This window comes from Pseudomonas fluorescens (assembly GCF_012974785.1).
GTDB classification, from domain to species: Bacteria; Pseudomonadota; Gammaproteobacteria; order Pseudomonadales; family Pseudomonadaceae; genus Aquipseudomonas; species Aquipseudomonas fluorescens_BT.
Genome location: NZ_CP027561.1, coordinates 3,984,760 through 3,997,706, shown reverse-complemented (window position 1 = coordinate 3,997,706; position 12,947 = coordinate 3,984,760). Strand labels below are relative to the sequence as shown.

Sequence of the window (12,947 nt, the reverse complement as noted above, 5' to 3'; positions counted from 1 at the left end):
ACTGCAGAGCATGTTCCGTAATTCCTATATTCAGCAGAACTCTGATATCCAGGCCGCAGGCGGCCTGGTCCCGATGGTTGTCGAGCAGTCTGCTCGTGGCGAGCGCGCCTACGACATTTACTCGCGCCTGCTCAAGGAGCGAGTGATCTTTCTGGTGGGTCCGGTAGAGGACTACATGGCCAACCTGATCTGTGCGCAATTGCTGTTCCTTGAAGCGGAAAACCCGGACAAGGACATCCATCTTTATATCAACTCCCCGGGCGGCTCGGTGACAGCGGGTATGTCGATCTACGACACCATGCAGTTCATCAAGCCAAACGTATCGACTACCTGTATCGGTCAGGCGTGCAGCATGGGCGCGTTCCTGCTGACCGCAGGGGCTCCAGGCAAGCGTTACTGCCTGCCGAACTCGCGTGTGATGATTCACCAGCCACTGGGCGGTTTCCAGGGCCAGGCGTCGGACATCGAAATCCATGCCAAGGAAATCCTCTTCATTCGCGAGCGTCTGAACACGCTGATGGCCAAGCATAGCGGTCGCACGCTTGAAGAAATCGAGCGCGACACCAACCGCGACAACTTCATGAGTGCTGAAGCTGCGAAGGAATATGGCTTGATCGATGAAGTGATCAACCAGCGTCCAGCTTAAAATAAGCAGCTCAAAACAGGCCTGATCGGCTGGTCCGATCAGTGGCGGGCTTGAAAAAGCCCGCAATAGCCTTCATCTTGTGTTGCAAGCCTATCGGATTTGGATCGAACGAATGACTGACACCCGCAACGGCGAGGACAACGGCAAGCTGCTCTATTGCTCCTTCTGTGGCAAAAGCCAGCATGAAGTGCGCAAATTGATTGCCGGCCCCTCGGTCTTTATCTGCGACGAGTGCGTCGACCTGTGCAATGACATCATCCGTGAGGAGGTGCAGGAAGCACAGGCCGAAAGCAGCGCGCATAAATTGCCTTCGCCTAAAGAAATCAGCGGCATCCTTGACCAGTACGTCATTGGTCAGGAACGTGCCAAGAAGGTTCTCGCGGTAGCGGTGTACAACCACTACAAGCGCTTGAACCAGCGTGACAAAAAGGCTGACGACGTCGAACTCGGCAAGAGCAACATCCTGCTGATCGGCCCGACAGGCTCCGGTAAAACCCTGCTGGCCGAAACACTGGCCCGCCTCCTGAACGTTCCGTTCACCATCGCCGACGCAACCACCCTCACCGAGGCGGGTTATGTAGGTGAAGACGTCGAGAACATCATTCAGAAGCTGTTGCAGAAGTGCGATTACGACGTAGAGAAAGCCCAGATGGGCATTGTCTACATCGATGAAATCGACAAGATTTCGCGCAAGTCCGACAACCCGTCGATCACCCGGGACGTTTCCGGTGAAGGCGTGCAGCAGGCCTTGCTGAAGTTGATCGAAGGCACGGTCGCTTCCGTTCCGCCGCAAGGTGGCCGCAAGCATCCGCAGCAGGAATTCCTGCAGGTCGACACCCGTAACATCCTGTTCATCTGCGGTGGTGCGTTCTCCGGTCTGGAGAAAGTGATTCAGAACCGTTCCACCAAAGGTGGCATCGGTTTCAACGCGGAAGTGCGCAGCAAGGAAGAAGGCAAGAAAGTCGGTGAGTCCCTGCGTGAAGTCGAGCCTGACGATCTGGTCAAGTTCGGTCTGATCCCGGAATTCGTCGGTCGTCTGCCGGTCCTTGCGACGCTGGACGAGCTGGATGAGGCTGCATTGATGCAGATTCTCACCGAGCCGAAAAATGCCCTGACCAAACAGTACGCCAAGCTGTTCGAGATGGAAGGCGTGGATCTGGAATTCCGTTCAGACGCGCTGAAATCGGTCGCAAAACGTGCCCTGGAACGTAAAACCGGTGCCCGTGGCCTGCGTTCGATTCTCGAAGGTGTTCTGCTCGACACGATGTATGAAATCCCCTCGCAGTCCGAGGTGAGCAAAGTCGTGATCGATGAAAGCGTAATCGAAGGCAAGTCCAAGCCACTGTATATCTACGAAAACAGTGAGCCGACGGCCAAGGCAGCGCCGGACGCGTAAGTGTCCACCCTGCCGGAACAAAGAAGGGGCCTTCGGGCCTCTTTTTTTTTATGTCGTTTTTTACATCCGCTTTGCGCTTGTTTTTTTTCAAGGCAGCCCCCATCTTGGTTTCAAGCTTAATTCCATCTGATTACGGCCGTATGGCCGCCGTAGAGGCGAAATCATGAAGACCACCATCGAATTGCCTCTCCTGCCATTGCGTGATGTCGTTGTGTATCCGCACATGGTTATCCCGCTGTTCGTGGGGCGCGAGAAGTCCATCGAAGCCCTCGAGGCCGCGATGACGGGTGACAAGCAGATCCTGCTGCTGGCCCAGAGAAACCCGGCTGACGATGATCCCGGAGAAGATGCCCTCTATCGCGTAGGCACCATTGCCACGGTTCTGCAGCTTCTCAAGCTGCCCGATGGCACCGTCAAGGTTCTGGTCGAAGGCGAGCAGCGTGGCGCGGTCGAGCGCTTCAGCGAAGTCGACGGCCACTGTCGTGCCGAAGTGGCGTTGATCGACGAAGTCGATGCCGCCGAGCGCGAGTCCGAAGTGTTCGTGCGCACGCTGCTGTCGCAGTTCGAGCAATATGTCCAGTTGGGCAAGAAGGTCCCGGCTGAAGTCCTGTCGTCACTCAACAGCATCGATGAGCCAGGCCGTCTGGTAGACACCATGGCTGCGCACATGGCGCTGAAAATCGAGCAGAAGCAGGAAATCCTCGAAATCATCGATCTGGCTGCCCGGGTCGAGCACGTTCTGGCACTGCTGGATGCCGAAATCGACCTGCTGCAGGTCGAAAAACGCATCCGCGGCCGCGTCAAGAAACAAATGGAGCGCAGTCAGCGCGAGTACTACCTGAATGAGCAGATGAAGGCCATTCAGAAAGAGCTCGGTGACAGCGACGAAGGCCACAACGAAATCGAAGACCTGAAAAAGCGTATCGACGCTGCCGGTCTGCCGAAAGATGCCCTGGCCAAGGCCACCGCCGAGCTGAACAAGCTCAAGCAGATGTCACCGATGTCGGCCGAAGCCACCGTCGTGCGTTCTTACATCGACTGGCTGGTGCAGGTGCCGTGGAAGGCCCAGAGCAAGGTGCGTCTGGACCTGGCCCGTGCCGAAGACATTCTCGATGCCGATCACTACGGTCTGGAAGAGGTCAAGGAACGCATCCTTGAGTACCTCGCCGTGCAGAAACGTGTGAAAAAGATTCGTGGTCCGGTGTTGTGCCTGGTTGGTCCTCCGGGTGTGGGTAAAACCTCGCTGGCGGAGTCGATTGCCCACGCCACCAACCGTAAATTCGTGCGCATGGCCCTCGGTGGGGTGCGTGACGAAGCGGAAATCCGTGGTCACCGTCGGACTTACATCGGTTCGATGCCAGGAAGATTGATTCAAAAGATGACAAAGGTGGGCGTCCGTAACCCGCTGTTCCTGCTCGATGAAATCGACAAGATGGGCAGCGACATGCGTGGCGATCCGGCGTCGGCGTTGCTGGAAGTGCTCGATCCGGAGCAGAACCACAACTTCAACGATCACTATCTGGAAGTCGATTACGACCTGTCGGATGTGATGTTCCTGTGTACCTCGAACTCGATGAACATTCCGCCGGCGTTGCTCGACCGGATGGAAGTGATCCGTCTGCCGGGTTATACCGAAGACGAAAAGATCAACATCGCCGTCAAGTACCTGTCGCCAAAGCAGATTGCCGCCAACGGCCTGAAGAAGGGCGAGCTGGAATTCGACGAAGAAGCGATCCGTGACATCATCCGTTACTACACCCGCGAAGCTGGTGTGCGTGGCCTCGAGCGGCAGATTGCCAAGGTCTGCCGCAAGGCGGTCAAAGAGCATGCGCTGGAAAAACGCTTCTCGGTGAAAGTGACAGCTGATCTGCTGGAGCACTTCCTCGGCGTGCGCAAGTTCCGCTACGGTCTGGCCGAGCAGCAGGATCAGATCGGTCAGGTGACCGGCCTGGCCTGGACTCAGGTTGGTGGTGAATTGCTCACCATCGAAGCGGCCGTTGTGCCGGGCAAAGGGCAACTGATCAAGACCGGTTCGCTGGGTGATGTAATGGTCGAATCGATCACTGCCGCCCTGACCGTGGTGCGCAGCCGTGCCAAGAGCCTGGGCATTCCCCTGGACTTCCATGAGAAGCGCGACACGCACATCCACATGCCGGAAGGTGCTACGCCGAAAGACGGCCCTAGCGCCGGTGTAGGCATGTGTACCGCATTGGTGTCGGCGTTGACGGGTATTCCTGTGCGCGCCGACGTCGCCATGACCGGCGAGATCACCCTGCGTGGTCAAGTCCTCGCCATTGGCGGCCTGAAGGAAAAACTCCTGGCTGCACACCGTGGCGGAATCAAGGTCGTGATTATTCCGGAAGAGAACGTGCGTGATCTGAAGGAGATTCCTGACAATATCAAGCAGGATCTGCAGATTAAACCGGTTAAATGGATTGACGAGGTCCTGCAAATTGCGCTGCAATACGCGCCGGAGCCCTTGCCGGATGTGGCTCCGGAGATAGTTGCCAAGGACGAAAAACGTGAGTCTGACTCTAAGGAAAGAATTAGCACGCATTAGTACGCATTTGCCTGGGGGGCTTCCTTGACAGCTTTTTAGAGCCCTTGTTATAAAGCGGCTCTTAAGTGTCTGTAGGCCATTCAGCACTCGTTTTTGCTTTCACCAAAAAACTTAGAATCATACTCAAATAGATATAAGGGGACTTAGAGTGAACAAGTCGGAACTGATTGATGCTATCGCTGCATCCGCTGATATCCCGAAAGCTGCTGCTGGCCGTGCGCTGGACGCTGTAATCGAATCCGTCACTGGCGCTCTGAAGGCTGGCGACTCCGTAGTTCTGGTAGGTTTCGGTACGTTCTCGGTAACCGATCGTCCAGCTCGTATCGGTCGTAACCCACAGACCGGCAAGACTCTGGAAATCGCGGCTGCCAAGAAGCCAGGTTTCAAAGCCGGTAAAGCCCTGAAAGAAGCTGTCAACTAAGTTTGATTCAGGTTTTTACCCATCCGGGTCGGGGTCAAGCCTGACTTGGCAGCGGAGCGGTAGAGCAGGCAGTTTGGAATAATTGTCTGCTACGCCGGGATCGAGGGTTCGAGCCCTGTCCGCTCCGCCAGTTACGAGAAGGCGCATCCTCGGATGCGCCTTTCTTCTATCCGGATTCTACCCACGCTCCACGGTTGCCTAATTTTGAAGTTCAACCGTTTCTGGGGGACGCATGCTGCAGAATATCAGGGACAATTCACAAGGCTGGATTGCCAAGACCATTATCGGGGTCATCGTTGCACTGATGGCCCTGACCGGTTTCGATGCCATTTTCAAGGCCACGACTCACACCAACGAGGCGGCCAAGGTCAATGGTGAAGAAATCAGCCAGAACGAGCTGAGCCAGGCCGTTGACATGCAACGCCGTCAGCTGATGCAACAGCTGGGCAAGGACTTCGATGCTTCCTTGCTCGACGAAAAAATGCTGCGCGAATCGGCCCTCAAGGGTCTGATCGATCGCAAGCTGCTGCTGCAAGGCGCAGAAAAATCGAAGTTCGCTTTCTCCGAAGCGGCGCTGGATCAAGTGATCCTGCAAACGCCTGAGTTTCAGGTCGATGGCAAGTTCAGTTCCGACCGCTTTGACCAGGTGATCCGTCAACTGGGCTACAGCCGGATGCAATTTCGCCAGATGCTGGCTCAGGAAATGCTGATCGGTCAGCTGCGCGCCGGTGTGGCAGGCAGCGGCTTCGTCACCGACGCCCAGGTCCTGGCTTTCGCCCGCCTGGAAAAGCAGACCCGCGATTTCGCCTCGCTGAACATCAAGGCTGACCCGGCCGCCGTCAAGCTGACCGACGATGAGGTCAAGGCTTACTACGACGAGCACGCGAAGGAATTCATGACCCCGGATCAAGTGGTCATCGATTACCTCGAGCTGAAGAAGTCCTCGTTCTTCGATCAAGTTGCCGTCAAGGACGAAGACCTGCAGGCGGCATATCAGAAAGAAATTGCCAACCTGTCGGAACAGCGTCGTGCGGCGCACATTCTGATCGAAGTGAACGACAAGACCACCGAGGCCCAGGCCAAGGCGAAGATCGAGGAAGTTCAGGCACGTCTGGCCAAGGGCGAGAAATTCGAAGCGCTGGCCAAGGAGTTCTCGCAGGATCCGGGCTCGGCCAACAATGGCGGCGACCTGGGTTATGCCGGCCCTGGCGTGTACGATCCGGCCTTCGAGAAAGCCCTGTATTCGCTCTCCAAGGATCAAGTATCCGAGCCGGTTCGCACCGACTTCGGTTTCCACCTGATCAAGCTGCTGGGTATCGAAGCACCTGAGGTGCCGACCCTGGCCAGCCTGAAAGACAAGCTGACTCGCGAACTGAAAGCCCAGCAGGTCGAGCAGCGTTTCGTCGAGGCGACCAAGCAGCTGGAAGACTCCTCGTTCGAGGCGTCTGACCTGGCTCAGCCGGCGCAGGATCTGAAACTGACCGTGCACACCTCCAAGCCGTTCGGCCGTGAAGGTGGCGAAGGTGTTGCCGCCAACCGCGCCGTGGTCACGGCCGCGTTCAGCAACGAAGTGCTGGATGATGGTGCCAACAGCACCGCCATCGAACTGGATCCGGAAACCGTGATCGTGCTGCGCGCCAAGGAACACCTCAAGCCTGCACAACTGCCGCTGGAGGCTGTGGCGACTGCCATTCGCACCCAGTTGGCCAAAGAGCACGCCAGTGCGGCCGCCAAGACCAAGGCTGATGAGCTGATCACCAGCCTGCGTGAGGGCAAGACCCCGCTGGACAAGGCAATTGACAGTCAGAACTGGAAAGTCACCCAGGCCGCCACTCGCGCTCAGGAAGGTGTGGATCCTGTGGTGCTGCAAGCGCTGTTCCGCATGCCGAAGCCGGCCGCCAAGGACAAGCCGACTTTCAGCAGCGTGACACTGCCTGATGGCAGCCTGACCATCGTGCGTCTGAACGCTGTGAACGAAGCCGCTGCGCCGACCGATGAAGAGAAAGCGCAATACCGTCGCTTCCTCGCTTCTCGTGAAGGCCAGCAGGACTTCGCTGCATACCGCAAGCAGCTGGAAAGCGAAGCTGACATCAAGCGTTTCTGATGTCTGACTGAGCGACAAAAAATGAGCCCCGGATGAACATTCGGGGCTTTTTTTTGCCTATCAATCACTGGGTGACAGGATTTTCATCGACCATTGACCAGTTTGCCTTTTTCCCTGCACCCATGACCGGTAGAGTTGTAACTGTTTTAAGACACTAATCGGTAAGCCGCGGGGCAGCGATATGTTGCACAATACGCCCCGGACCGTTTTTCCCTCAGGATGTTTAATGTTGAATTCTATTTCCGTGCGTTTTTTCGGGTTGGCGTTGTTGCTGACCGCCGCTGCCGGCTGCTCCAAGGACAAACCTATCTACGAGCATGAGAACTTCGACGACTCCGGCACCTTCTCGCGCAACTATCCAGTCACCGATGCCGCCAGCTGCGAAGCGGCGCGCCGTGCGTTGCTCAGCCAGGGCTACATCATCACCAGCAGCGACCCGAAACTGGTCAGCGGACACAAGAGCTTCCAGCAGACCGGTGAAACCCACATGGAGATCAGCTTCAACGTGGTGTGCACCGATGACGGCAGCGCCGCGCACCACGCGACGGTGTTCGCCAACGCCCTGCAGGACCGTTACGCGCTGAAGAAGACCAACAACTCGGCCAGCCTCGGGGTTGGCGTGCTGGGCTCGGTATCGATGCCGATCGGCTCCTCTGACGACTCGATGGTGAAGGTGGCCAGCGAAACCGTGTCTTCGCAGAAGTTCTACGAGCGCTTCTTCACCCTGGTCGAGCTGTTCCTGCCGGCCGAAGCCAAGAAAGCCGCACACATCACCGAAAAGCCTAAAACCGACCTCGGCATGCCTGAAGCCAAGGCAACACCGGCAGCGCTGACTCCGACGCCGGCTGCTGAACCGACACCTGTCGCCGCACCTGCGGTGCCTGCCACACCTGCCGCGACTCCAGCCCCTGCCGCTGCGGAGCCGACTCCAGTCAGCTCGGAGCCGGTCGTTCCGCCAGCTGAAGCGGCACCGATCACTCCGGCACCGGGTTCAGAGCTGGTTCCAACACCTGGGCCGGCAACTGAAGTCATTACGCCACCGGCCAACCCGACCGACCTGCCGCCACCTTCCGAGCCGATCCCGGCCATGCCCGCCTCCGGGCAGTGATCTTCACGCCATGGATTCGACAACTGTCGGATCCATGGCGTTTTCATCGAAAAATCCCGCGATAAATTCCTGACTGCCTGCTACGTTTGTTGCATGAAGGCCGTGTTTCATTTTTCCTTCATGCGGGCACTTTATGCTCGGGGCACTGGTCGATTGTTTCAGGCCATTTTCAAGTTTGCGGTCAGGGGGATTACACGATGGATGACTATCAAGAAGAACTGCTTGAATTCCAGGCCTACGAGCTGGATTCACCGGAGCCTGCGGAAGACGCCACCGAGCTCTGACGCTTCAACCGGTCTTGCGGTGACTGCGGCGAAATTCGCCCGGTGTCTGGCCGTTCCAGCGCTTGAAGGCACGCTGGAAAGCTTCGGCCGAGGCAAAACCCAGCAGGTAGGCGATTTCACCGAACGCCAGTTCAGTGTCGCGGATGTAGGTCATCGCCAGATCACGGCGAGTATCGTTGAGGATGGCGCGGAACTGTGTGCCTTCCTCGGCCAGTTTTCGCCGTAACGTCCAGGTCGGCAGCTTCAGGCGCGCCGCCACTTCTTCCAGGTCCGGTTCGCGACCCCCATTGAGCAACGGCCCGAGCAATTGCGTGATGCGTTCACGCAGGCTGCGGGTGCGGGTCAGTTGTTCCAGTTCCCGTTCACACAGTTGCAGCAGATGTTTCCAGGTGCTGGGGCAGTGCTGTGGGTTGCGTTGGGCCAGGCTGGCGAGGCTCAGACGCAGTTGGTTGTGTTCGGCGCCGAACTGGATCGGGCACTCGCCGAGCACGGCGTAGGCGTCGCGGTAGTCAGGTGTGTCGAATTCGATCTCTATCCGTTCGGCGCGCAGCGGTTCGGGGCTGAGGCTGGACAACTGATGCAGCCAGCCGGCGATGATCGAGTCCACGACAAAGCGGTTGTAGGCGTTGTATGGGCTGATTGAGTAGAAGCGCAGCCAGGCTCCGCTGGCATCCTCGTGGAAACTCGACTGGCCGCGATAATTAGAGCCATACAACGGCTCGAAGCGCGTCAGGCAGCGGGCGGCTTCGCGCACGGTCGGGGCCTGCGCTGCCGTGACGCCGGCCAACCCCGCTTGGCTCAGACGACTGAGCTGGCCCATGCGCAGGCCGAGGGCCGGATCGCCAGTCAACTGGATCGCACCATGACCCAGGCGCATATAGCGCGGGATCGACAGGCGTGCGCCGGCCTCGGCCAGCCGCGCGGTGTCGAGCCCATATTGTTCAAGCAGCGGCTGCGGGTCGGCGTCATGGCTGCGCACGGCATCGGCCAGGCTATGGACGAAGCCCACTGACAGATCCCCGAGACGCATCGGCAGCGGTTTCATGGTTTACAGCCAGAGGTTCAGCAGACGTGCACCACGGGCTTCGCCGTCGGCGAACTGCTGGCCATTGCTGCTGAGGAAGCTCTGCCCGGAACTCGGTTTGTCCCAGAACTGCCCGCGCAAAAACACGCTCATGCCGGCAATCGCCCGGCTGCCCGGCGGTTGTGCCGTCAGGGTCAGGCGATGCCAGGCCTGGCCTTCGCTGACCTCTCCCGGTTTGAGGCTGACCGAGTCCGGCACGTTCAAGCCTCTATAGCCCTGCCAGGGTTGATCCCACACACCATGGCCGATGACGAACGCAGGCACCGCGATCAGTTGCGCGCCTTGCGCGTCGAGCTTGCGATAGTTGTCTGGATACCAGCTGTCGTTGCCGATCAGCACGCCGAGGCGTCCAGCGGGGGTGTCGACCACATTGATCTGTGAAGCCTCGCCAGTGCCGGTCGCGTCATCCTGATCGAAGATCGGGCGCATCTGCCGCTGAGGCTGGCCGAGCGGGGCACCGTCACGACCGAACACCACACTGGTGTTGTACAGCGCGCCGCTGCCGGTCTTGAGTCGCCCGTCGATAATGTTCGGCTCGGGCAGCACGATCGAACCGGCCACCAGGGTGATATGAAATTCTTTGGCCAGACCGCCGAACAGCAGTTGATAGTCCTTGGCCATGTCTCGGGATTTCATCCGCAGGTGGGCGTCATCCAGACGGTTGCTGCCCCTGGCGGTGAGCCAGGCGCGGGCAAACTGCAACGGGTTGCTGGCGGCCAGCCAGTTCATCGCTTCCTCGAGGGTGGGGGCCTGGTACAACTCGTCTTTTTCGCCGCTGATCATCAGCCAGGTGCCGACATGCTCGGGCAACACCACGATGGTTTTGTCATTGAGCAAACCCTGATCCTGCGCTTGCTGCAGATAGGCCGCGAGTTTGCGGTGCAGGCGTTCGGAACTTTGATAATCGGTGGGGAACAGTTCCGGCTGAATGCCCAGCAGGTTGCCACGATCGGCGCGGGTGCCCTGATCGACCGCCAGTTTGATCCGCAGGTCCGACAGGTAATGACCGGCCGGGCGGTCAGCCGCCCACATGGCGTAGAAGGTGAGCGCGGCGACGAGCGCCATGGAAAGGGTCAGGTACAAAAGTTTGCGCATGAAATCCAACAACAGCCGGGTACAGGGTGTGCGGACAGGGTAGGGCGCCAGCCCCGGCTTGCCAAGGGGCGCTGCGCATTTGGATCAATAACTTGTCAGTTCCGGTCATTGAGTGACAGCGATGCGACTCCTAATCTGTCGAACATGACTGACGGGGGACACAGAGCTCCCGCATTTTCCGTGATCGCTCGCTGTGGAGTTACCGATGACCGCCACTTACCCGCACCTGCTGGCCCCGCTGGACCTGGGATTCACCACGTTGCGCAACCGCACCCTGATGGGCTCGATGCACACCGGCCTTGAAGAGAAACCGGGTGGCTTCGAACGGATGGCGGCGTACTTCGCCGAACGCGCCCGTGGCGGCGTCGGCCTGATGGTGACGGGCGGTATCGGCCCGAACGACGAGGGTGGCGTGTACTCAGGCGCGGCCAAGCTGACCACCGAGGAAGAAGCGCTCAAGCACCGCATCGTCACCCGCGCCGTGCATGAAGCGGGCGGCAAGATCTGCATGCAGATCCTCCACGCCGGCCGTTATGCCTACAGCCCGAAACAGGTCGCACCGAGCGCGATCCAGGCGCCGATCAACCCGTTCAAGCCCAAAGAGCTGGACGAGGAAGGCATTGAAAAGCAGATCCGCGATTTCGTCACCTGCTCGGTACTGGCCCAGACTGCCGAGTACGACGGTGTGGAAATCATGGGCTCGGAAGGTTATTTCATTAACCAGTTCCTCGCGGCCCACACCAACCACCGCACCGACCGTTGGGGCGGCAGTTACGAAAACCGCATGCGCCTGCCGGTGGAAATCGTTCGCCGCGTACGTGAAGCGGTTGGCCCGAACTTCATCATCATCTTCCGCCTGTCGATGCTCGATCTGGTGGAAGGCGGCAGCACCTGGGAAGAAATCGTCACCCTGGCCAAAGCCATCGAGCAGGCTGGCGCAACCCTCATCAACACCGGTATCGGCTGGCACGAGGCGCGGATCCCGACCATCGCCACCAAAGTGCCGCGTGCGGCGTTCAGCAAGGTCACGGCCAAGCTGCGCGGATCGGTGAACATTCCGCTGATCACCACCAACCGCATCAACACCCCGGAAGTCGCCGAGCAGATTCTCGCTGAAGGCGATGCCGACATGGTTTCGATGGCGCGGCCGTTTCTCGCCGACCCGGATTTCGTCCGCAAAGCCGCTGAAGGCCGCGCCGACGAAATCAATACCTGCATCGGTTGCAACCAGGCCTGTCTCGATCACACCTTTGGCGGCAAGCTCACCAGCTGCCTGGTCAATCCGCGTGCCTGCCACGAGACCGAGCTCAACTACCTGCCGGTCCAGCAGATCAAGAAGATTGCCGTGGTCGGTGCCGGCCCTGCCGGTCTGTCCGCCGCAACCGTGGCCGCCGAGCGTGGGCATCAGGTGACGCTGTTCGATTCGGCCAGCGAGATCGGTGGTCAGTTCAACGTCGCCAAGCGTGTGCCGGGCAAGGAAGAGTTCTACGAAACCCTGCGTTACTTCAAACGCAAACTGCAGACCACCAACGTCGAGGTGTGCCTGAACACTCGCGTTGATGTGGCAAAACTGGTGGAAGGCGGTTACGACGAAGTCATTTTGGCCACCGGCATTGCGCCGCGCCTGCCGGCAATTCCGGGTGTCGAGAACGCCAAAGTGCTGAGCTATCTGGATGTGCTGCTCGAGCGCAAACCGGTAGGCAAGCGTGTGGCAGTGATCGGCGCCGGCGGTATCGGTTTTGACGTGTCGGAATTCCTCGTGCATGAAGGTGTGGCCACCAGTCAGGATCGCGCTGCGTTCTGGAAAGAGTGGGGCATCGACACGAATCTGGAAGCCCGTGGTGGCGTGGCCGGGATCAAGGCTGCCCCGCACGCGCCGGCCCGTGAGGTGTTCCTGCTGCAACGCAAGAAGTCCAAGGTCGGCGACGGTCTGGGCAAGACCACCGGCTGGATTCACCGCACCGGTCTGAAGAACAAGCAGGTGCAGATGCTCAACAGCGTCGAATACCTGAAGATCGACGACGAAGGCCTGCACATCCGCATCGGCGAAACCGGCGAGCCGCAAGTGTTGCCGGTGGACAACATCGTCATCTGCGCCGGCCAGGATCCGCTGCGCGAGCTGCACGACGGTCTGGTTGAAGCCGGGCAGAACGTGCACCTGATCGGCGGCGCCGATGTGGCGGCCGAGCTGGATGCCAAACGCGCGATCAATCAGGGTTCGCGTCTGGCCGCCGAGCTCTGATCCACCC

General features: G+C 59.1%; 9 protein-coding genes. 7 read left to right on the top strand and 2 right to left on the bottom strand.

Features of this window, described 5'->3' with window-relative positions; translation table 11 throughout:
• The first annotated feature begins 10 nt into the window (after positions 1–10).
• From clpP to C6Y56_RS17925, 6 genes are all read left to right on the top strand, one after another.
• The gene (clpP, locus tag C6Y56_RS17950) at positions 11–646 is read left to right on the top strand and encodes an ATP-dependent Clp endopeptidase proteolytic subunit ClpP (RefSeq protein WP_053161532.1); all 636 of its coding nucleotides are present in this window, start codon (positions 11–13) and stop codon (positions 644–646) included.
• Positions 647–758: 112 nt separating this feature from the next.
• Complete coding sequence (gene clpX, locus C6Y56_RS17945; RefSeq protein WP_016775335.1) at positions 759–2,042, top strand: ATP-dependent Clp protease ATP-binding subunit ClpX; 1,284 nt, start codon at positions 759–761, stop codon at positions 2,040–2,042.
• Between the two features lie 163 nt (positions 2,043–2,205).
• Entirely contained in the window at positions 2,206–4,602 is a 2,397-nt protein-coding gene (gene lon / locus C6Y56_RS17940) for an endopeptidase La (protein ID WP_169431017.1), read from the top strand.
• A gap of 148 nt (positions 4,603–4,750) precedes the next feature.
• Positions 4,751–5,023, top strand: a complete 273-nt coding sequence (locus C6Y56_RS17935) for an HU family DNA-binding protein (protein ID WP_002552737.1) — start codon at positions 4,751–4,753, stop codon at positions 5,021–5,023.
• A gap of 232 nt (positions 5,024–5,255) precedes the next feature.
• Positions 5,256–7,127, top strand: a complete 1,872-nt coding sequence (locus C6Y56_RS17930) for a SurA N-terminal domain-containing protein (protein ID WP_169431016.1) — start codon at positions 5,256–5,258, stop codon at positions 7,125–7,127.
• 226 nt (positions 7,128–7,353) lie between these two features.
• On the top strand, positions 7,354–8,235 hold the full coding sequence (locus C6Y56_RS17925) for a DUF2242 domain-containing protein (protein ID WP_169431015.1): 882 nt from the start codon (positions 7,354–7,356) through the stop codon (positions 8,233–8,235).
• A gap of 288 nt (positions 8,236–8,523) precedes the next feature.
• On the opposite strand, the gene C6Y56_RS17920 is transcribed toward C6Y56_RS17925, so the two are convergent.
• A complete protein-coding gene (locus C6Y56_RS17920) occupies positions 8,524–9,564 on the bottom strand; it encodes an AraC family transcriptional regulator (protein WP_169431014.1) in 1,041 nt (346 codons plus the stop codon).
• A 3-nt stretch (positions 9,565–9,567) separates the two neighbouring features.
• Positions 9,568–10,698, bottom strand: a complete 1,131-nt coding sequence (locus C6Y56_RS17915) for a carbon-nitrogen hydrolase family protein (RefSeq protein ID WP_169431013.1) — start codon at positions 10,696–10,698, stop codon at positions 9,568–9,570.
• 205 nt (positions 10,699–10,903) lie between these two features.
• On the opposite strand from C6Y56_RS17915, the gene C6Y56_RS17910 reads away from it, so the two are divergent.
• Entirely contained in the window at positions 10,904–12,940 is a 2,037-nt protein-coding gene (locus tag C6Y56_RS17910; protein ID WP_169431012.1) for an NADPH-dependent 2,4-dienoyl-CoA reductase, read from the top strand.
• The last annotated feature ends 7 nt before the right edge of the window (positions 12,941–12,947 follow it).

Excerpts from the sequence above, each read along its gene's own strand:
- clpP (WP_053161532.1), top strand. The coding sequence starts at position 11 with ATGTTCCGTAATTCCTATATTCAGCAGAACTCTGATATCCAGGCCGCA.
- clpX (WP_016775335.1), top strand. The coding sequence starts at position 759 with ATGACTGACACCCGCAACGGCGAGGACAACGGCAAGCTGCTCTATTGC.
- lon (WP_169431017.1), top strand. The coding sequence starts at position 2,206 with ATGAAGACCACCATCGAATTGCCTCTCCTGCCATTGCGTGATGTCGTT.
- C6Y56_RS17930 (WP_169431016.1), top strand. The coding sequence starts at position 5,256 with ATGCTGCAGAATATCAGGGACAATTCACAAGGCTGGATTGCCAAGACC.
- C6Y56_RS17925 (WP_169431015.1), top strand. The coding sequence starts at position 7,354 with ATGTTGAATTCTATTTCCGTGCGTTTTTTCGGGTTGGCGTTGTTGCTG.
- C6Y56_RS17920 (WP_169431014.1), bottom strand. The coding sequence starts at position 9,564 with ATGAAACCGCTGCCGATGCGTCTCGGGGATCTGTCAGTGGGCTTCGTC.
- C6Y56_RS17915 (WP_169431013.1), bottom strand. The coding sequence starts at position 10,698 with ATGCGCAAACTTTTGTACCTGACCCTTTCCATGGCGCTCGTCGCCGCG.
- C6Y56_RS17910 (WP_169431012.1), top strand. The coding sequence starts at position 10,904 with ATGACCGCCACTTACCCGCACCTGCTGGCCCCGCTGGACCTGGGATTC.